Source organism: Acidimicrobiia bacterium (genome assembly GCA_016650365.1).
In the GTDB taxonomy this organism is placed as follows: Bacteria; Actinomycetota; Acidimicrobiia; order Spongiisociales; family JAENVV01; genus JAENVV01.
Genome location: JAENVV010000114.1, coordinates 13053 through 32305 on the forward strand (window position 1 = coordinate 13053; position 19253 = coordinate 32305).

The 19253-nt window shown below is 60.6% G+C and carries 20 protein-coding genes; 3 read left to right on the top strand and 17 right to left on the bottom strand.

Annotated elements, in window-relative coordinates; genetic code table 11:
* Positions 1 to 24: 24 nt before the first annotated feature.
* Positions 25 to 453: a dUTP diphosphatase gene (gene dut / locus JJE47_06885; GenBank protein MBK5267143.1), complete on the bottom strand. Its 429-nt coding sequence runs from the start codon at positions 451 to 453 to the stop codon at positions 25 to 27.
* Positions 454 to 643: 190 nt separating this feature from the next.
* Between dut and JJE47_06890 the strand changes: the two genes are divergently transcribed.
* Entirely contained in the window at positions 644 to 1966 is a 1323-nt protein-coding gene (locus JJE47_06890) for a hypothetical protein (protein MBK5267144.1), read from the top strand.
* Here the strand turns inward: JJE47_06890 and nrdR are convergent.
* Positions 1963 to 2418, bottom strand: a complete 456-nt coding sequence (gene nrdR, locus JJE47_06895; protein MBK5267145.1) for a transcriptional repressor NrdR — start codon at positions 2416 to 2418, stop codon at positions 1963 to 1965. The genes JJE47_06890 and nrdR overlap by 4 nt on opposite strands.
* A 165-nt stretch (positions 2419 to 2583) precedes the next feature.
* Positions 2584 to 2928: a LysM peptidoglycan-binding domain-containing protein gene (locus tag JJE47_06900; protein ID MBK5267146.1), complete on the bottom strand. Its 345-nt coding sequence runs from the start codon at positions 2926 to 2928 to the stop codon at positions 2584 to 2586.
* Between the two features lie 352 nt (positions 2929 to 3280).
* Here JJE47_06900 and lexA point away from each other — a divergent pair, with 352 nt between their 5' ends.
* Positions 3281 to 3907 carry a transcriptional repressor LexA gene (gene lexA, locus JJE47_06905; protein ID MBK5267147.1) on the top strand — a complete coding sequence of 209 codons (627 nt, stop codon included), beginning with the start codon at positions 3281 to 3283 and terminating at the stop codon, positions 3905 to 3907.
* On the opposite strand, the gene dapF is transcribed toward lexA, so the two are convergent.
* The 14 genes from dapF to aceB form a co-directional block, all read right to left on the bottom strand.
* A complete protein-coding gene (dapF, locus tag JJE47_06910) occupies positions 3891 to 4637 on the bottom strand; it encodes a diaminopimelate epimerase (GenBank protein ID MBK5267148.1) in 747 nt (248 codons plus the stop codon). The genes lexA and dapF overlap by 17 nt on opposite strands.
* The gene (gene miaA, locus JJE47_06915) at positions 4625 to 5539 is read right to left on the bottom strand and encodes a tRNA (adenosine(37)-N6)-dimethylallyltransferase MiaA (protein ID MBK5267149.1); all 915 of its coding nucleotides are present in this window, start codon (positions 5537 to 5539) and stop codon (positions 4625 to 4627) included. Before miaA ends, dapF begins: the two co-directional genes overlap by 13 nt.
* Complete coding sequence (miaB, locus tag JJE47_06920) at positions 5536 to 6915, bottom strand: tRNA (N6-isopentenyl adenosine(37)-C2)-methylthiotransferase MiaB (GenBank protein MBK5267150.1); 1380 nt, start codon at positions 6913 to 6915, stop codon at positions 5536 to 5538. Before miaB ends, miaA begins: the two co-directional genes overlap by 4 nt.
* Positions 6916 to 6919: 4 nt before the next feature.
* Positions 6920 to 8458, bottom strand: a complete 1539-nt coding sequence (rny, locus tag JJE47_06925) for a ribonuclease Y (protein MBK5267151.1) — start codon at positions 8456 to 8458, stop codon at positions 6920 to 6922.
* A 230-nt stretch (positions 8459 to 8688) separates the two neighbouring features.
* On the bottom strand, positions 8689 to 9756 hold the full coding sequence (gene recA, locus JJE47_06930; GenBank protein MBK5267152.1) for a recombinase RecA: 1068 nt from the start codon (positions 9754 to 9756) through the stop codon (positions 8689 to 8691).
* Positions 9757 to 9899: 143 nt separating this feature from the next.
* Positions 9900 to 10448 (bottom strand): RNA 2',3'-cyclic phosphodiesterase, encoded by a 549-nt coding sequence (gene thpR / locus JJE47_06935; GenBank protein MBK5267153.1) that lies wholly within the window; start codon positions 10446 to 10448, stop codon positions 9900 to 9902.
* Positions 10436 to 11683: a competence/damage-inducible protein A gene (locus JJE47_06940; GenBank protein MBK5267154.1), complete on the bottom strand. Its 1248-nt coding sequence runs from the start codon at positions 11681 to 11683 to the stop codon at positions 10436 to 10438. Before JJE47_06940 ends, thpR begins: the two co-directional genes overlap by 13 nt.
* Positions 11680 to 12117: a hypothetical protein gene (locus JJE47_06945; GenBank protein MBK5267155.1), complete on the bottom strand. Its 438-nt coding sequence runs from the start codon at positions 12115 to 12117 to the stop codon at positions 11680 to 11682. The genes JJE47_06940 and JJE47_06945 overlap by 4 nt, the downstream gene beginning before the upstream one ends.
* A gap of 1 nt (position 12118) precedes the next feature.
* Positions 12119 to 13006 (bottom strand): histidinol-phosphatase, encoded by an 888-nt coding sequence (locus JJE47_06950; GenBank protein ID MBK5267156.1) that lies wholly within the window; start codon positions 13004 to 13006, stop codon positions 12119 to 12121.
* On the bottom strand, positions 13003 to 13272 hold the full coding sequence (locus tag JJE47_06955) for a hypothetical protein (protein MBK5267157.1): 270 nt from the start codon (positions 13270 to 13272) through the stop codon (positions 13003 to 13005). Before JJE47_06955 ends, JJE47_06950 begins: the two co-directional genes overlap by 4 nt.
* A gap of 57 nt (positions 13273 to 13329) precedes the next feature.
* Positions 13330 to 13533: a hypothetical protein gene (locus JJE47_06960; GenBank protein ID MBK5267158.1), complete on the bottom strand. Its 204-nt coding sequence runs from the start codon at positions 13531 to 13533 to the stop codon at positions 13330 to 13332.
* Between the two features lie 153 nt (positions 13534 to 13686).
* Positions 13687 to 14769 (bottom strand): hypothetical protein, encoded by a 1083-nt coding sequence (locus JJE47_06965; protein MBK5267159.1) that lies wholly within the window; start codon positions 14767 to 14769, stop codon positions 13687 to 13689.
* Positions 14770 to 14823: 54 nt separating this feature from the next.
* On the bottom strand, positions 14824 to 16110 hold the full coding sequence (gene aceA / locus JJE47_06970; protein ID MBK5267160.1) for an isocitrate lyase: 1287 nt from the start codon (positions 16108 to 16110) through the stop codon (positions 14824 to 14826).
* A complete protein-coding gene (gene aceB, locus JJE47_06975) occupies positions 16107 to 17702 on the bottom strand; it encodes a malate synthase A (GenBank protein MBK5267161.1) in 1596 nt (531 codons plus the stop codon). Before aceB ends, aceA begins: the two co-directional genes overlap by 4 nt.
* A gap of 110 nt (positions 17703 to 17812) precedes the next feature.
* Between aceB and JJE47_06980 the strand changes: the two genes are divergently transcribed.
* On the top strand, positions 17813 to 19246 hold the full coding sequence (locus JJE47_06980; protein ID MBK5267162.1) for a helix-turn-helix domain-containing protein: 1434 nt from the start codon (positions 17813 to 17815) through the stop codon (positions 19244 to 19246).
* The last annotated feature ends 7 nt before the right edge of the window (positions 19247 to 19253 follow it).

Genomic DNA, 19253 nt, shown 5'->3' on the forward strand with positions numbered 1-19253 from the left:
AGGCGCCCTCGCGACGATATCGACTCAGCGGCCAGTCGAGCCGAACCCTCCGGCGGCCCGGAAAGATTCCGGAAGCTCGTCGACCTCGATCAATTCCTGGACGACGACCGGGACGACCATTAGCTGGGCAACCCGATCACCGCGGGCAATCTCAACCGGCTCCGATCCGTGATTAACAAGCAAGACAGCCACTTCGCCCCGGTAGCCGGCATCGATCAGACCCGGACCATTGGTCACTCCCACCCCGTGTTTGGCGGCGAGGCCACTGCGCGGCACGACTAGCCCGGCGTAGCCGACCGGGATGGCCACGGCGATGCCCGTCGCCACTTTGGCACGCCCACCAGGAGCCAGAGAGGCCGGTTCTCGGGCATAAAGATCCACGCCACCATCACCCTCATGGGCGTGGCGAGGCGTTGGTAGTTCAGTATCAAGCTTTTTGAAGCTAATCTGCATGTGATAACCATTCGTGGGGCTAATCCGGGCGGATTACCCATGGAGAAGTTACTTGCCGAACTTGTACTGTAATGGCTGCAAAGCCACAGTCTCGGTTACGGACGGATCATGCCCGCAGGGCCACCCCATCCGGCCCGTCGTATTCAGTTCATCCCCGGGGCGCCATCGCAGCAAGCGGTCGCTGCGCCCGGTGCAACGCTTGGCCGTCACGACGGTCAAAGCGGTCAACACGATCAAAGCCTCCGAACCGGCCGCCGCCCTCCGCCGGTCCATGGCTCCAACCATGGCTGCCACTGAGCACCTGTCTGCACCAGGTGCGGCCATGAGGCCACATCGGCCAGCCAAACCGTCATCCCCCGTCAGACGACTACCACAGGCCGGCCACATTCCTCCGGGGCCGATGAACTTGCCGTTTGTCGAAATGTTCGGATTTGACGGCGACAACGAGGTGCTGAGCGACGAAGAATTCCTGCCTGTCATGACAGCTCACGCGCCGAGCCAGGCGATCCTGCTGGCCGAACCGGAACTGGCTGAACCGGCTCTCAAGTCAATCCGACCGACCAGACTCGGCCTGTTCGACTCCATCCCTCGCTTGAGCGAGATCGGAGCCATGACCGCCGGAGAGAATACCGGAAACCTTATCGAACGCCTCTGGCAGGCTACCGATGGACTCGATGCACTGGAAGGATCGTGGACGTCGGTTCCGAGCAGCTTGTCTGCGAGATTCCAAAACACCGACCGGCGGTGGGGCCAAATCGCCGCCATCGCGGCCGCCATCGCGCTCATCGTATTCGTCGCCTTCAATCTTCGGACCGAAACGGCCACCAGCCCTGAAATCGGCCCAGCCCGCACAGCTATTCAGGCCGCCGCCGGCACGGTCGACGACCTGACGCTTATCAGCGGATACCTTGCCGAGCCGAATACCCCGGCAGAATCTCTCTCGGGATCGGCCGTACTACTCGCCACCATCGATCGGGCGGCCCGTGATCTATCAACGGCCGCCTCGGGTCTGTCATCCTGGGACGGCTACGGCGACGTCGCCTCAGTTCTATCTTCGGCTGCCGACCGCGGGAGTCTCATCGAGAGCCGACTCGGTGACGCCCTTTCCTACCGCCTCGTATCCGATACGCTGTTCCGTCTGCCGGCACTACCTGCCGAAGCGGACCGGACCCTGAGCGGTCAGATCGGCTTCGACCTCGCCACCATGGTCAGCGACGCCGAACGAGCCCTTGAACGACTTCCCCGGGATCCTTCTCTTACGAGCCACCGGCTCGAAACCGAACAACTGGCCGCCGACCTCCTCCCGATGATCGACCGGTACCTGGAGGCACTCCGCAGCAACGACGCCGATGTCGCCGCGGCGACCGGCAACAACATGATCGAACGGGTAGTAGCCAACCACACTGCCAGGGACACCGCCTACGACCAGTTCGATACGGAGATTGCAGAACTGGCCCTCGCCTATGAGGCAGATCTCCAAGCCGCCGGAGATCTGCTCAACCGGGCTCCCTAAGCGCGGTCGCTCGACTCAAGCGTGGCCATCTCCGCCTCAAAATCGCCGGCACCCTTGAAATCTTTGTAGACCGACACGAACCGTAGGTAGGCGACCTGGTCGTGACGACGCAGAGCCTCGAGAACCGCCCGGCCGATCTCATCGGAATCGACCATGGGCCCCTGACGCCGGGCGGCCACCATGACGTCATCGACCACGGCACCGACAATCTCCTCGGAGTTGGGTCGCTCGGCCAACGCCGTCTCGAGGCCGTGCCGCAGTTTGGTGGCATCGAACCGCTGCAAGGACCCGTTGCGTTTACGAACCATGAGTACCGACTCGGTGCGCTCATAGGTCGTGAACCGGTTCTCGCAGGAGTCACAACCACGCCGCCGGCGCACCGACGAGCCGTTCTCGGCTGGGCGCGAGTCAATGACCCTCGTGTCGGCCGATGCACAGAATGGACATTGCATCGGGCCAGGATACCGCCGGGAACCGTTGCGAGACCAACCCGACCATTGCATCGTCTACTTAACGAGGTGGGCCGATGCTGGTAGACGCCCCTTATGCGTCTACCCACATCGACCCGCCCGGCCCCTGTTTACCCGCCGCAGAGCGGGTTACTCCGTCCCCGTTTGTCAGTGACCACCCGGTACCGTCAGCGCCTGGCCGAGACCAAGCAAGCTGCTCGACAGATCGTTCATCTGTCGAATGTCGTACAGAGTCGCCCGCACGTCTCCGCCAGGTGCCGTGTACTCCGCTGCAATATCCCACAACGTTTCACCTGACCCTACGACGTGCGTTGACGTTTCGCGCAATGAGCTTCCGGCCTGAGCTCCAGCGACAAAGATCAAAGACAGAGCGAAGAGAACAACGGCCAGCAACACGATCAGACGCCTCACGTTGATCCGGATCGGTGTGACGATCGGCTCGATGAGACGCACCATCGGTTGCCTATTCGGGGTTTGGGCTATTGTCATCATCGCTGTCTCCTTACCTTGCCTCTGGGACCGAGTCCTGACTCGCCGGAGGCTTCCTGTGGCTCATCCATGACTGGCTGATTCACAACCTACGAACCCGGTGTGACAAAATCTCACCGGTCCGCCGGCTTCCCGGGTTCAGGTGCCTTTGCTGGTGCACCGTCGCTCTGAAAGCCCGAACACCCGCTTTGGCTCTCCATTCGCAACCGTGTAACGATGGAGACCCGAACACGTGTTCGCTCTCACTATATCGAACGTACGTTTGGTGTCAAGTCGAACATATGTTTGTATTCGGTCGGCGATGGCGGTAACGTGACGGGAACACATGTTCGAAAGGATCTGCATGAGCGGCGACATGGAACAGCTGAGCACCCGGCAAAAGGAAGTGCTCCAATTCATTCAGACCACGGTCTCCGAACGGGGGTACCCGCCTTCGGTTCGTGAAATCGGCGATGCCATCGGCTTGTCTTCTCCGTCGACGGTGCACAGTCACCTTTCAACACTCGTCAAGCACGGCTTCCTGCGACGCGACCCGACCAAGCCACGGGCAATCGAAGTCACCTCACACTCGGATGAGGAATCTTCGATGCCGGTCGGGCGACAGCGCGCCGTTCCCCTGTTGGGTCGGATCGCCGCCGGTAGCCCGATTCTCGCCGCCGAAGACATCGACGAGGTCATGCCCCTTCCGGAGTCACTCGTGGGTACCGGCACGCTCTTCATGCTTCAAGTCAAGGGCGAATCGATGATCAACGCCGGGATCCTCAATGGAGACTTCGTTGTCGTCCGCCAGCAGAACGACGCTCGGGACGGAGAGATCGTGGCGGCCCTCATCGACGGTGAAGAGGCGACCATCAAGCGACTCGAACGCAAGAACGGAGCGGTGATCCTGCATCCGGAGAATTCCGCACTCGAGCCGATGGTATTCACCGAGGGAGTCGAGATACTTGGAAAGGTTGTCTCGGTCCTTAGATCAATTCCGTAGTACCAGAGAACACGTATTCGGCGGGCCCGGTGATAAACGCATCGGGCCCGTCCAGCTCTACTACCAACGGCCCTCCGATCAGCAGAATCGTGACCTGATCACCCGCCAAACCCGCCGCGCGAGCCGCCACCGCGGTAGCTACCGCACCCGTTCCACAGGCGTTCGTCTCGCCAACTCCTCGCTCCCAGGTTCTGACCCGTATCCCGGCAGCCGTCGGTTGAGCAAATTCGACGTTCGTTCCTCCAGGGGTGGCTTGTTCGAGGTCCGAGCCCAGAGTCTCGACCGGGGCGACCCCGACATCTTCCACGAACGTCACGGCGTGAGGATTCCCAACAGAAACCCGACGGAAGGTCAGTTCGTGACCGAACTCTTCGCCGACCGCCGGCTGTCCAATCTGTACCCGGTACCGTCCGTCGCCGACCGGCGCGACTGCGAGAGCGCCGACCGCTGTGAGCACCCGGCCACCGGCCGGGTCGAGCCAGCCCTTGTCGATGGCGAATCGGGCAACGCACCGTAAACCGTTCCCGCACATCTCGGCCACCGACCCATCGGCATTCCAATATTCCATTCGTACCTGGTTGTCGTCGAGGTTGGTGACGATGAGAATCCCGTCGGCTCCCACCCCGGTGCGGCGGTTACAAATGGCGGCGACTTGGTCGGCGCTCCACGAAGCGGGTCCTTCGAAGACAACAAAGTCGTTGCCGAGGCCGTGCATCTTCACGAATTCCATAGGCCCAGCTTATCGAGTTGGGCACGAAATGAGTCGTAACGAACCACGGGGTCATCGTGCCAATCCAGCCAGACGATGCGTGGGTCCCGCCGAAAGAAGGTTCGCTGGCGTTTGGCGAGCGCCACCGTCGCTTCCCGGGTTTTGCCGACCGCTTCATCGAGACTGCTCTCCCCCGCTACATAGGCACCGAATTCCGGGTATCCGGTCGCCGACCGGGCGGTAGCGCCAAGACGACCGGCCAGCGAGCGCACTTCTGCCACAAACCCAGCCTCGACCATTACATCGGTGCGGTCGGCCACCCGGCTACCGAGCGCTTCTGCGGCGTCAATACCAAAGCCGGCGAACGGGACCAGCGGTTCATAAGCAGCCACCGCCCTGGCCTCCGCCGTTACGGCCCTCTGGGAAGGGGTCAGACCGGTTATCTCAAGAATCTCCAGAGCCCGTTGTACGCGGCGGGGGTTCGCCAAATCGAGCACATCGTCTGCGTGGCAGTCGGCGGCCCGAAGGCGCTCCCGTGACTCCTCAGGTGGCAGGGCATCGATTAACTGACGGACGGCCGGGTCATGGGGAGGGAACTCGAGGGGATCAAGAAGCGCCCGGACGTGGAGACCTGATCCTCCCACAACGATGATCCGCCGGCCACCATGGTCCGCCAATACTGCCCGGGCCGCACTCTGGAAGTCGGCCACCGAGAAGGACTCCTCCGGTTCGACAAGATCGATCAGATGATGGGGAACCTCAGCCTGTTCGGCCAGGGTTGGCTTGGCAGTCCCGATGTCCATCCCCCGGTACACCTGCATCGAATCGGCAGAAAGCAGGCAGGCACCGGTATCCCTCGCCAACCGGAGCGCCAGATCCGACTTGCCCGAGGCCGTCGGCCCGACCAAGGCAATAATGTTCAGATCCGTCTCCCGATCAGGCTGTGCTTGCCGGCCTTGATGATCTCGACGTCGACGAACGTTCCCGCCGGATACATTCCGGCGACATGCACAAGCTTGCCCCCCCGAGTCCGTCCAGTCGCCGCATCGGGATCCCGTTTGGACGGTCCATCGATGAGCACTGACAGGCTCCTGCCAACGTCATTCTGATTGCGGGCAAACGAAATCGAGTCCTGTAGGGCTATCAACCGATTGAACCGCTCCGTCACGATCGCTTGGGGAACAAAGTCCTCGGCATAGTCAGCGGCGGCCGTCCCTGGCCTTGCAGAAAACTGGAAGGTATACGCAGAGTCGAATTGCGCCTCTTGCACCACGCCAAGCGTCAGATCGAAGTCTTCTTCGGTTTCGCCAGGGAACCCGACGATAATGTCGGTCGACACTGTCAGTCCTGGCAGATGCCGGCGAGCAAGACGGAGTCGATCCATGAACCGCTCCCGGTTGTATCCGCGGTGCATTCTGGCGAGGATCCGGTCACTCCCCGACTGGAGGGGCAGATGAAGCTGCTCACACACCGCGACGGTTTCGGCCATTGCGATGGCAACGTCCTCATTGAAATCAGCCGGATGTGGACTCGTGTATCGAACTCGCCTGATACCGTCGACTTCCCCGACTCTCCGCAGGAGATCGGCAAATATCGGCCGACGCTTGCCGTCAATCGCCAGATCGCGACCATAGGTATTGACGTTTTGACCAAGCAGGGTCACCTCCACTACCCCATCGGCCGCCAGTTGGGTCACTTCCCGGATGATGTCGCCAGGTCGACGGGAAATCTCGATTCCTCGAACGGCCGGAACGATACAGAATGTGCAGGTGTTGTTGCATCCAATCTGAATGGTCACCCAGGCAGAATGATCGACTTCGCGTCGTACCGGCAGCGACGACGGCATCTCCTGTAACTCATCGACGATCTCGGTGATCGGGCCCCACTGTTGGGCCTGGTCGAGCAGGTCGACCACCCGGTCGAGATTGTGGGTGCCGAGGACCACATCGACCCACGGAGCCCGCTCCCGAACCACCTCGCGATCTTTCTGGGCGGCACAGCCACCGACGATCAGGGCCCGATGGGGGGCGTCATCTTTGAGATGGGCCAGACTGCCGAGAGTCCCGTACAGCTTGTTATCGGCGTTTTCGCGGATGGTGCAGGTGTTGATGAATACCACGTCGGCCTCTTCGACGCTCGGCGCCTTCGTCATGCCATCGGCCTCGAACAGTCCGGAAATCCGTTCCGAATCGTGCTCATTCATCTGACATCCGAACGTGCGCACAAAATAGGTTTGGCCCACCCGTGTGGGGATGCGGCGCTCTCTGACGCGCGGATTGGGAAGCAAGATTTCGCTCATCGGGCTAGCGAGCGTAGTCGGTTACCCGGAACTCCCGAATAACGGTGACCTGGATCTGACCGGGATACTCAAGATCAGACTCGAAGCGCCGCGAGATCTTGCGAGCGAGATCGCCGGCCAATAGATCATCCAGCACGCCCGGGTCCACAACGACCCGTATCTCACGGCCCGCCTGCATGGCGTAGACCTTCTCGACTCCCTCGAAGGCCATCGCAATCGTCTCAAGGCGTTCCAGCCTCCGGACATACGACTCGAGCGTCTCTCGACGGGCGCCCGGTCGGGCCGCCGACACGGCATCGGCCGCCTGAACCAGAATGGCGAGCAGCGTACGGGGCTCGACCTCATTGTGATGGGCCTCAATCCCGTGGACGATCGCCGGGTCCTCACCAAACCGCCGAGCAATCTCGGCTCCGATCAACGCATGCGAGCCCTCGACTTCGTGGGTGACCGATTTGCCGATGTCATGTAGCAACGCCGAGCGCTTCGTCGTGATCGGATCAACGCCGATCTCAGCGGCGAGCATCGCCGACACGTGAGCGGCCTCTACCGAATGTTTCAGGACGTTCTGACCGTACGAAGTCCGATACTGGAGGCGACCAAGCAGGGTGACAAGCTCCGGGTGCATTCTTGAGATCCCCACGTCGAGCAGTGCCCACTCGCCAGCGTCGCGGATGCTTTGTTCAATCAACGCAGAAGCTTTTTCGAAGAACTGTTCGATCGATGCCGGGTGGATCCGGCCATCTTCTACCAACATCTCCAGGGTATGTCGGGCAATCTCACGCCTGACCGGATCGAAGGACGACACCGAAACTGCCTCGGGTGTGTCATCGACCACGAGGTTGACACCGGTGATCGATTCGAAGGATCGGATGTTACGACCGTCCCGGCCGATGATCCGCCCTTTCATGTCATCGGTGGGGAGTGCCACAACCGACGTGGTGGTCTCGGCGACCACATCGGAGGCGAGGCGTTGAACAGCAGTCGTGAGAATTCGCTTGGCTCGACGATCGGCCTCTTCCCGGGCCTTGGTCTCCATGTCGCGCACGAGAATCATCGCCTCGCGCCGGGCTTCGTCTTCGACCTGAGCAAGCAGTTCGGTCTTGGCGAGTTGCGCATCGAAGCCGGCCAGGCGTTCCAGGTGGTGGCGGGCGTCTTCACGAAGGCGTTCCGCCTCGCCGCGAACCTGGGTGATCTCTTCCTCACGGCTAATGAGCATCTGCTCACGTTGGGCAAGGTTCGTGGCTCGTTGCTCAAGTGTCTGTTCGCGTTGGGCAAGCCGATCCTCGGACGATTTGGCTTCGATCCGACGCTGCTCGAGCGTTACATCTTCGCGGTCGCGATAGGCCTCGGCCTTGGCCCTTGCTTCTTGCTCGGCGGCCGACAGAGTCCGTTGGGCCTCAAGACGCGCTTCGGCAATGAGACTTTCAGAGCTCTCCGAGGATCCTTCTGAGCGGCGCCTGATCAGGGCGAACAAGTAGCCGATAAGCCCGGCAACTATCGCCGTCGAAGCGCCGATAATGATGGCGGTCGTTGGAGTATCCATGTGATCTGCCTTTCGGCAGCGCTACCAACCTGACAACGTCAGTTAAACGGTTTAACCCCGATAAACGGGTTACCCCGAACCCCCTCGATGCCGGATATGTCTGTTGGTCAGTAGTACTACGGTTGCGGTTCAAAATGTTGTATTCCGAGCCTCATCGTAACCGCTGGAAAGCGATCGCGGGGGAGATCTTTTGTGGTCTCGCCCGCGATCGCCTGAATTGCGCCGGTGACCTACTCAGCGGACGGTTCTTCGGCAGAGACCGTCGTTTCTTCGGGTGGAGTGGCTGCCTCAGGTTCTCCTTCAGCATCGGCACCTGTCAGACCTACCGCTTGAAGCACCCGATCTTGGAGTTGCATGGCGATTTCCGGATTCTCTCGCAAGAAGCGCTTGGCTGCCTCTCGACCCTGTCCGATCTGGTCACCATCAAAGCTGTACCAGGCACCACTCTTCTTGCAAATTCCCTGCTCGACAGCCACGTCTATGAGGCTTCCTTCACGCGAAATGCCCTCTCCGAACATGATGTCGAACTCGGCGAGGCGGAAGGGTGGAGCCAATTTATTCTTGACAATCTTGGCCCGGACCCGGTTACCGATACCCAATTGACCGTCTTTGATGGTCTCAATACGACGGACATCGATGCGGATCGACGAGTAGAACTTGAGCGCTCGACCTCCTGGAGTGGTCTCCGGCGAACCGAACATGACGCCAATCTTCTCTCGAAGCTGGTTGATGAAGATGCAGGTCGTCTGGCTCTTATGGAGGTTGCCGGTCAGTTTCCGTAAGGCTTGCGACATGAGGCGGGCCTGCAGGCCCATATGGGAGTCACCCATTTCGCCTTCGATTTCGGCACGGGGAACGAGCGCCGCCACCGAGTCGATCACCACGACGTCAAGGGCCCCCGACCGGACCAGCGTGTCGGTGATCTCAAGGGCCTGCTCGCCGGTATCGGGCTGGGAGATGAGCAGCTCGTCGACATCGACGCCCAGCGCGCGAGCGTAGATGGGATCAAGGGCATGCTCGGCGTCGATAAAGGCTGCCAAGCCACCGTTCCGTTGGGCTTCGGCCACAATATGAAGTGCCAGGGTTGTCTTACCGCTCGACTCGGGGCCGTAGATCTCGACTACCCGTCCACGAGGAACCCCACCAATACCCAGGGCCAGGTCGATAGAGAGCGCTCCGGTCGAAATAGTGTCGATCTGCTGGATGGCCTTGTCGCCCATCCTCATGATGGCGCCCTTACCAAATTGCCGGTCGATCTGGCTCATGGCCATTTCGATTGCTTTGTCTCTCTCGGTCATGTTGCTCCTTAGAAGTCTGTCGGATTGAACCTGGATCGATCGGACCTGGGCCCCGTGATGACTACGGTACGTTTTGGGTGTGACAAATTTGTGAATCGAACATTACACGAACAGACGTTCGATGTGGTGGATTTTCTTTTGGATCACAGATCGATCGTATCGAGCAGTTCATACACCGGGGTTGCCCCACCCAGATGACTCCGATAGAGGCCCACCCCGGTGACCGCGATCTTGATGGGCGGTTCCGGCACATCGGCGAGCCACGGCCACACATTTCGCGGCGGCTGGATGCGGGTCAGGGTGAGGTGGGGCTGGAACGGTCGGTCTTCACCAGGGAGCCCAACCTCGACGGCCGCCATTTCGGCTGCCCCACCAAGGGCCATAAGCTCGTCCTCTCCGCGGGCGATCCCGAGCCACAAGACCGTCGCCTTGGTCGGTTTGGGAAATGCCCCGAGACCCGAAAAGGACATCCGGAACGGAACCGGCTTTTCAACCTCGTCGAGAGCATTCAGAAACCGGTCGTAGGCCAACTCCGCCATGTCTCCCATATACCTGATCGTAAGATGCCAATTCGCCGGGGGCACCGGCTTGCCGGGCAGCGGTTCCAACACCTCCCCCAGGTAGGCCGCCAGGGCATGGCGGTTGTCATCGGACAACCCGACCGCCACAAACACCCGACCTACGGACCCCACCACTCCCCCGCGACCGCCAATCGAACAAGGTGCAGGGCGGCGGTTGTGGCGTAGGTTCGGACCCGTTCACGATCCCCCGGGAGACGGAGCGTTCGTGCTCTTCGTCCCTCGGGAGTTACCACCGCGATCACCATCGTCCCGGTGTCCTTCTCGGCAGGATCCGGGCCGGCTTCTCCGGTCACTGCCACGCCGACATCTGTCCCGAACCGGGACCGCGCTCCCTCAGCCATCGCCAGCGCGGTCGGCTCCGAAACCACTCCTTCGGATGCCATGAGGTCCCTGGACACCCCGAGCAGCTGCGCCTTGGCATCGATCGTGTAGGCGGTGATGCCACCTGCGACAACCGCAGACGATCCGGGGGTTCTGGTGAGGGCTGCCGACACAAGTCCGGCCGTGGCGGACTCCGCCGTAGCGATCGTCCACCCCTTCTGCATCAACATGGCCTGAACCACCCGGTAGATGGTGTCCCGATCGGTACCGAAGACCGTTGAGCCCAGCCGATCACGAATGGCAGCTTCAACCGGAGCGATCAACAACTCGGCCTCGGCCTCGGTTTCCGCCTTGGCGGTCACCCGAACTTTGATTTCGCCGGCCGAAGCCAAAAAGGCCACAGAGGGGTTGACGCTCGCCTGGAAGAGGTCATCGAGCATCTCAGCGACCTGGGATTCCGAACGCCCCCAGGTGCGAATAACCCGCGACACGAGTACGACCGAGTCACCGGCGGCCCGGCGCAGCCGGGGTATCACGTGCCCGGTTATCAGCAGTTCCATCTCGGCGGGGACTCCCGGCACGGCAAAGATCCAGGTTCCCTGGTGCTCAAGGGCCAACCCCGGGGCGGTCCCTGCCGAATTGGGAAGCGGTTCAGCCCCCTCGGGCCGGTCAGCCTGGCGAAGGTTGTTCTCTGGCATTACCCGGCCGAGGCTCTCCCACCGGGTCCGCATGGCCAGGGCATATTCCTCGTCCCGAATCATCTTGCGACCGGTTGCCACCGCGATGGCTTCCCTAGTGACGTCGTCCTGGGTAGGGCCGATTCCGCCGGTGATCACTACGGCGTCGGCCCGGTCGATAGCCGTACGGAAGGTCTCGACCATACGATCGAAGTTGTCCCCAACGACCACCTGGAAATGCGAATCGAATCCGTTCTCGGCGAACTGGTGTCCGAGAAACGCTGCGTTGGAGTTGACGATCTGCCCGAGTAGCAGCTCGGTACCGACCGCCACCACCTCGACGATCATGCGCCCAATTTGGTCGCCATGGCATACACCGTGAAGGCCAGCAGTGCCAACTCGACAAGACCGATCATTCGAACGCGAGCGTACAGGGCAGCAGTCTCGGCACCTGACTCATGGGCAGCGGCAATTTGTCGGCCGGCCGGGGCGTTGACCCTGATACCTACCGCTGCCCCAACGATGACCATCAAGAACCCAATCGATACAAAGCCGGCAGAGAAGCTGGTCGTACCGTCGACGACGAGGCCGATGCCAGTAGCCAACGAAACGATGGCGGCCGGAGTGAAGAGCTTGCGACCCATCGCCACCCATTCGGTGGCGAATACCTGACCGGTGATGGCGTTCTGGGCCATACTCGGCGCCAGGTAGACCACCGCCGTGGCCGCGCCTATCCATACGGCTGCCGCCAAAATGTGAATCCACAACAAAAGTCCGTGCATATCAACCCTCCTTGAGTTCAGGCAACGCTACGTCGTATCCGACCCGTGCATCAAATCGACGGTAGGTGACGTATCCAACATCACGAGCCAGCGCGGCCGCCCGATCGATGCCCCATCCGGCATCAGCCGGTCGGTGCGCATCAGACGATAACGTAACCGGAACCCCGGCCGCCTGAAAACGGGCCAGGAGCCATTGAGACGGATACATCTCGGCGATCGGCTTGGTAAGTCCCTTCGAGTTGATCTCAACTGCCATCCCGGTGCGGGCGGCCGCTTCGACGACCGGTTGAAAGATTTCGCCGTGTTCGGACGGAAGCGACCGACCGTACCGTTTCGGAACATCGACATGACCGATGATGTCGAGAGATCCCAATCCGGCCATCTGGGCTACGACCGAGGCGTATTGGTCATACGCTTCAAGCAACCCACGCCGATCAAACTCCGACTGGGTTTGCAGCGAGTCGACCGCCCAACCGCCCACCCAGTGGACCGAGCCAACGAGCACATCAAACGGGTATCCCTCGATGAGATCCATGATGCCTTCGATGGACTCGGGGAAGAAGTCCACTTCCAGTCCGATTTTTACCGGCAAACCACGATCTTTGGCGGCCATGACCGCTTCGACATAGTTGTCGAGGCGAAAGTTGCACTCGGCCTGCACAAATCCTGCGGTGTAGGCGGCGATCCCGGCGGGGATGGTGGGGTCGTCCCAGAACTCCCCGAGAATCGGCAGCGCTTCTTTGCACCGGTACACGTGCTCGGTGATGGCGATCTCGGTGATACCCCGGAGGGCAGCAGCTTCGACATATTCTTCAACCAGATCGGCCGTGAATATGACCGGCTCGGCCATGACCTGATGGGGGGCCAGATGAAGGTGGTAGTCGCTCATCTAAGTTGTTGAACCAGCTCGGCCAACGGACCGGCTCCGACCGCGACCAACAAGTTCTCGACGTGGTCGGCTCGTACCCGACCAGCGTCGCGGACGTCTGCGGCGGCCGCGCCAACCGCCGTGACGAGGTTCGAGAAACTCCCGATCTGATCGAGTTCACCGGCGCGCCGAGCGGCCCGTTCCGCTTCTTCGGGTTTGCCGGCCACCAAATGCGCGATCGAACGCTCGGCAGCGGTCAGCGCTTGGCGTTGCTTGTGACCATCCATCCCAGGCACGCTAGCGCACCGACCGTCAAAACAGGCCCGTACGACGTCTCTGCCAGGTCACCAAGACCGTGATTTCCGGCTGGTGGTTCGCCAGCCGAGCGACGACAGCCAACCGCCTACCACGACGCTCACCGACCCCACGACCGTCCAGAAGGTCGATCCGGTCATGAAGCTTCCGGGAAGCCACCCAACCCCCTGGGCAAACCAGATCCCTCCGATGAGTATCAGGACGGGTCCCGTGTATCGGGCCAGTGCGAACATGTCCAGAGTATGACATGCATGGACCAGGCAAATGTCACTGGTTGGCCCACCGCATCGTCGACGGATCAGAACTACCGACCGGCAACGCCCGGCGCCAGTTTCAGGCCGCGGTAATCGAGACGCTCACCCGAGCGCCGATTCGCCCGGCGCGAACTAGACCTCGCTGAACAGGTACGGACGCAGAACGTCGATCCGGTCTTCGAAGCCGTCGGGATGCAGATACCAGAGCGTCGCGGCGATCGAAGACAGCAGTGAGTTGCCATCCTGAGGCGTGTAGCAAAACCCGATGACCTCGTGGCCATCACGCACCGTGATGCTCTGGCGAGGAATAACCGCCTGATTCAAGATTCGTCCGAAGTAGCCGTGGTCGCGTCCGAATGAGAAGACGCTGTTGGCGGACTGATGGTGGGTCAAGGCGATGCGTGGATTGTCGGTGAACCGGTCAATGACCTCATCAAGGCCGATCTCACGATCGAGGGTGAGACTGAACCACATCGAATGCATGTACTGAGTGGGCAACTTCATCGCCGAAGAGAACAAGGGAAGGTCATAGCCAAGCGTGGAGAACAGGTGGTGAGCGTCGCGGGCATGATGGGTACCGAACTGCTCGTCCCCGTGCGAACCGGTGGTCGGGGCAGGGACAAACGAGCCATCCTGACTGATGTCATTGGCGCGCCGGAGCAGCACAAACCGACCGTTCTCAAGGCGTGATTCGGCACCGTCCATCGCAACGGTCTTCACGAGAGCCGAAATGTTGTGTGTGTTACAGGAAACCACCTGCAAGAAACGATCGCTGCCCTGATCGAGCGCCTCATCGTTCACACCGCGGGCATACATCTTTCCAAATCCGAATTCGGACCCCTGCGCCATGAAGCCAAGTGGGCCGGGCGCGGCGTTATAGAACTTCTCTTTGTTAGTCAGGCCGGCCGGAGTGCAGTCAATGACAACGGAGGCTCGTTCAATCGCCTCTTGAGCAGAAAACTTCGGTGAATGCCCGAGGGCTTCGAAACTGGCACGACGATCGTCATTGGTCGCCAGAATTGCGCCACGACGTTCGAGGTCGGCAACCTTGGGCCGTTCTTCGATCATCGGCGTCCGTTTATGGAACGTCACCTCATCAATTCCAAAGGCTTCCCGGTAATTGGCCAGTAAGCCGATCAGTGGCTCACCGATCGTTCCGGTACCGACGACGTGGACGATGTTGCTCATGACTGTATCCCTCCTTTGGCGAAGCATACCGATCGGCGTGCCTCTTCACCATACGGGAGAGGCCCGCCCTCATCCTGGCGGTTAAAACTGCTCTTCTTCGGTCGACCCAACCAACGCCAACGTTGACGCCTGGCCGCCCGAAATCGTATTCGCAACAAGGTCGAAATACCCCGCCCCCACCTCGCGTTGATGCTTGGTAGCGGTGTAGCCGTCGGATTCCATCGCGAACTCGTGTTCCTGAAGTTTGACGTATGAGGTCATCCCGTCGGAGGCATAGCCCTTGGCAAGATCGAACATCGTGGCGTTGAGAGCATGAAACCCGGCCAGGGTGATGAACTGGAAGGCATAACCAAGCGCCCCGAGTTCCTTCTGGAAGACCGCGATGGTCGCATCGTCGAGATGGGCGCTCCAGTTGAATGACGGAGAGCAGTTGTATGCGAGCTTCTTGCCGGGATACTCGGCATGAATAGCTTCGGCGAACGTTCGAGCCTCTTCGAGGTCGGGTTTGCCCGTTTCGCACCAAATGAGATCGCAGTACGGAGCATACGCCAGAGCTCTGGCGATCGATGACTCCATGCCGTTGCGGACGTGATAGAACCCCTCGATACTGCGTTCCCCGGTAACGAACGGGCGATCACGCTCATCGATATCAGACGTGAGCAAGGTCGCCGCCAGCGAGTCGGTTCTCGCAACGACCAGCAAGGGAACATCCATGACATCGGCGGCCAGCCTGGCCGCGGTCAGGGTTCGGAGGTGTTGGGAGGTGGGCACCAAAACCTTGCCACCCATATGACCGCACTTCTTCTCGGAGGCCAGTTGATCTTCGAAGTGAACCCCGGCTGCCCCAGCCGCAATAAAGTTCTTCGTGAGTTCAAACACGTTGAGCGCACCACCAAAACCAGCTTCGCCATCGGCCATGATCGGCACGTTCCAGTGGGTGGATTGGTCGCCCTCCATCCAGGCGACCTGATCGGCCCGTTCGAGAGCGTTGTTGATGCGACGCACCAGCTGAGGGGCCGAGTTGGCCGGGTACAGGGATTGATCGGGATAGACCTCACCGGCCAGATTGGCGTCACCGGCCACCTGCCACCCCGAAAGATAAATCGCCTCGAGGCCCGCCTTGACCATCTGAACGGCTTGACCGCCGGACAGCGCCCCCAAACTGTTGACGTATGGTCGAGTTTCCAAGAGATCCCACAACCGTTGCGAGCCAGAACGAGCCAACACATGGTCCTTGCGGATCGAGCCGCGCAAACGAATCACGTCCTCGGCGGTGTAGTCACGCTGGACACCCTTCCACCGGGGATTGGTATCCCAATCGTGTTGGAGGGCGGCCCCTTCCTCGGCGATGCGTTCGTCGATGCTCATGCTGGTTCCTTTTCGTTGGTCAGTTGTTGGTAGGCCGAAATGGTCAAAAAGTCTTCAAAATCGTCACTGAGGGCCACGTCCTCGAAGATGGCGCGTGCTTCGTCGAACCGGCCGTCAGCGAAACGATCCATCCCTACCAAGCCGGCGATGGCCCTCATCTCTTCATCGGCGATGGCCCGCACCAACTCGGGAGTAATCGACCGCCCATCGTTGGTTTGAGCACCGGTGTGTACCCACTGCCAGATTTGTGAGCGGGAGATTTCAGCGGTGGCCGCATCCTCCATCAGGTTGTAGAGGGCGGCTGCTCCGTTGCCTGAGAGCCACGACTCCAGGTACAGAATGCCGACGTTCACATTGGTGCGAATCCCCCCGAGGGTGATGGTCCCACCGGAAACGCTCGTATCGAGCAGGTCTGCAGCCTGCACCGAGACATCGGGGCGTTGCCGGTCGATCTGGTTGGGACGGCTCCCGAGGACCGCATCGAATTCGGCTTGAGCAACTCCCACAAGGCCGGGATGAGCAACCCAGGTCCCATCGAATCCATCTCCGGCTTCGCGGCGCTTGTCTTCGGACACCTTGGCCAACGCCATTTCGGTGACGTCAGGGTCGAGCCGATTCGGTATGAAGGCCGACATTCCACCCATGGCGTGGGCTCCCCGCTTGTGACAGGTCTGGACCAGCAGTTCGGTGTACGAGCGCATGAACGGGACCATCATGCTGATCTGTGACCGATCCGGGAGGAGTCGGCTCGGATCGTTGCGGAACTTCTTGATGACCGAGAATATGTAGTCCCAACGACCGGCGTTGAGTCCCGCGGAATGATCACGAAGTTCGTAGAGGATCTCATCCATTTCAAAGGCGGCCAGCACCGTTTCGATGAGGACCGTGGCTCGAATCGAACCCCGGGCGATACCAAGCTCTTGTTGCGCAAAGACAAACACGTCGTTCCACAGGCGTGCCTCAAGGTGATTTTCGAGCTTCGGCAAATAGAAGTACGGGCCGGAGCCTCGTGCAAGGGATTCGGCAGCATTGTGAAATAGGTACAAACCGGCGTCGACGAGCGACCCCGACATCGGTTCACCATCGACGAACAGGTGGCCTTCGTCGAGGTGCCATCCTCGCGGACGGATGAGCAGCGTCGCCGTCCGTTCATCGAGTTGATACACCTTGCCGCCCTCGGCCGTGAGACGAATCGTGTGCCGGACGGCGTCGTAAACATTGACCTGGCCCTGCATCAAGTTGTCCCACGACGGTGTATTCGAGTCTTCAAAATCGGCCATGAAGGTCTTGGCGCCCGAGTTGAGGGCGTTGATCATCATCTTCCGTTCGACCGGGCCGGTGATCTCGACCCGCCGGTCCATCAGATCCGCCGGGGGCACCGCCACCTGCCAGTCACCGCTTCTGATGGCGGCCGTCTCGGCCAGAAAGTCGGGTAACACGCCGGCGTCGATCTGCCGCTGTCGATCGGAGCGATCGACCAGCAGTTCGAGTCGACGGGGGTTGAACCGACGGTGCAGATCCTCAAGAAAGGCCACCGCTTCGTACGACAAAATGTCGCTGACTCGGCCTTCGATGGGTCCTCTGACATCCATAATGCGTTCCTCTGGTTGAGCAATTACGACGATCTTGTCGCAATTTTCCCGAAAAAGCCGTATTCTGGGCTGACAAGAAAGACGTTAATTATCAAAAGTGAGCGGAGTTGATGATTGTGGACACCCTGGTATTCGGTCAGAGACTGCGGTTCTTTCGAAAACGAGCCAACCTCACCCTTGACGAACTCGGTACGCTCGTCGGCAAACCAGCCCCCTATCTGTCGATGGTCGAGAACGGCAAACGCGAGCCCAAACTCTCCCTCATCAGCGAATTGGCCAGGAACCTCAACGTCAGCCCGGCCGAGATGATGTCCGATGAACTTCCCAACCGCCGCGCTCAGCTGGAGGTCCTACTGGAGCGCTACCAGACCGAACCCGTATATGGAGAGCTGGGCCTTTCCCACCTCAAGGCAACAACTCGCCTTCCCGACGCGGCACTCGAGCACATCGTCGGCCTCTACGAAGAGGTCAAGCGACGATCCCAATCGGCGGTCGCCACCCCCGAAGAGGCCCGCATGGCGAACGTTGCGCTCCGTCAGGCGGCGGCTGCAAAGGGCAACTACTACCCCGACATCGAGCGAATTGCCGTTTCAGCTCTCGAGGCATCGGGATACACCGGCGCCGGGGCACTGTCGCAACGGGAACTCTTCAAGCTCGCCCAGCACTTCGGCTTCAGCATTCACCAGGTTCGAGAATTCCCCAGCGCAGTCCGATCGATCGCCGATCAGACGAACGGTCGGATCTTCATCCCCCAACGAAATGAGCTCCGTACCAGGGCTGCTCGATCGGTCATCCTCAGGACACTCGGCCATTTCGCCCTTGACCACCACGATCCCACCTCATATTCGGACTTTCTACGCCAGCGCACCGAAGCCGCCTACTTCGCGTCAGCGGTTCTCATCCCGGAGGAAGCGGCCGTACCGTTTCTTCGCTCAGCCAAAAAGGACCGCGACCTGTCGGTTGAGGATCTCAAAGAGCGCTTCTATGTCAGCTACGAGATGGCCGGACACCGACTAACGAACCTCATCACCGAGCGACTCGACCTGCGCATCCATCTCGTGCGATCCGACGGGGACGGCATCATCTGGAAAGCGTATTCGAACAACGGGGTGCCGTTCCCGGCTGATGCCGACGGCGCCATCGAAGGCCAACGGCTGTGTCGCCAGTGGGGAACTCGTATGGCGTTCCGTTCGCCAGACAAGTTCGCCATCCATTATCAGTACACCGACACAGACCAGGGAACCTTCTGGTGCGGCACCCATATCGAGGCCGATCGGGAGCCGAGTCACGCCATCACGATCGGGACGACCTTCGATGACGCGCAATACTTCCGGGGCCGTAACACCGACCATCACTCGGTTTCAAAGTGCCCCGATGGTGAGTGCTGCCGACGGCCACCAGCCGACCTCAGCGCCCGTTGGGAAGGGGCCGTTTGGCCATCGCCGAAAGCCCGTACCCACGTCCTGGCGGCCCTCCCTCCTGGCCGTTTTCCCGGGGTTGATATGGCCGAGATCTACGAGTTCGTCGATCAGGCCAGGGATTAATCGGTTA

Excerpts from the sequence above, each read along its gene's own strand:
- JJE47_06980 (MBK5267162.1), top strand. The coding sequence starts at position 17,813 with ATGATTGTGGACACCCTGGTATTCGGTCAGAGACTGCGGTTCTTTCGA.
- aceA (MBK5267160.1), bottom strand. The coding sequence starts at position 16,110 with ATGAGCATCGACGAACGCATCGCCGAGGAAGGGGCCGCCCTCCAACAC.
- lexA (MBK5267147.1), top strand. The coding sequence starts at position 3,281 with ATGGAACAGCTGAGCACCCGGCAAAAGGAAGTGCTCCAATTCATTCAG.
- dut (MBK5267143.1), bottom strand. The coding sequence starts at position 453 with ATGCAGATTAGCTTCAAAAAGCTTGATACTGAACTACCAACGCCTCGC.
- recA (MBK5267152.1), bottom strand. The coding sequence starts at position 9,756 with ATGACCGAGAGAGACAAAGCAATCGAAATGGCCATGAGCCAGATCGAC.
- JJE47_06955 (MBK5267157.1), bottom strand. The coding sequence starts at position 13,272 with ATGGATGGTCACAAGCAACGCCAAGCGCTGACCGCTGCCGAGCGTTCG.
- JJE47_06960 (MBK5267158.1), bottom strand. The coding sequence starts at position 13,533 with ATGTTCGCACTGGCCCGATACACGGGACCCGTCCTGATACTCATCGGA.
- dapF (MBK5267148.1), bottom strand. The coding sequence starts at position 4,637 with ATGGAATTCGTGAAGATGCACGGCCTCGGCAACGACTTTGTTGTCTTC.
- JJE47_06950 (MBK5267156.1), bottom strand. The coding sequence starts at position 13,006 with ATGAGCGACTACCACCTTCATCTGGCCCCCCATCAGGTCATGGCCGAG.
- JJE47_06940 (MBK5267154.1), bottom strand. The coding sequence starts at position 11,683 with ATGATCGTCGAGGTGGTGGCGGTCGGTACCGAGCTGCTACTCGGGCAG.
- miaB (MBK5267150.1), bottom strand. The coding sequence starts at position 6,915 with ATGAGCGAAATCTTGCTTCCCAATCCGCGCGTCAGAGAGCGCCGCATC.
- JJE47_06965 (MBK5267159.1), bottom strand. The coding sequence starts at position 14,769 with ATGCTTCGCCAAAGGAGGGATACAGTCATGAGCAACATCGTCCACGTC.
- JJE47_06945 (MBK5267155.1), bottom strand. The coding sequence starts at position 12,117 with ATGCACGGACTTTTGTTGTGGATTCACATTTTGGCGGCAGCCGTATGG.
- JJE47_06900 (MBK5267146.1), bottom strand. The coding sequence starts at position 2,928 with ATGATGACAATAGCCCAAACCCCGAATAGGCAACCGATGGTGCGTCTC.
- rny (MBK5267151.1), bottom strand. The coding sequence starts at position 8,458 with ATGGATACTCCAACGACCGCCATCATTATCGGCGCTTCGACGGCGATA.
- nrdR (MBK5267145.1), bottom strand. The coding sequence starts at position 2,418 with ATGCAATGTCCATTCTGTGCATCGGCCGACACGAGGGTCATTGACTCG.
- aceB (MBK5267161.1), bottom strand. The coding sequence starts at position 17,702 with ATGGATGTCAGAGGACCCATCGAAGGCCGAGTCAGCGACATTTTGTCG.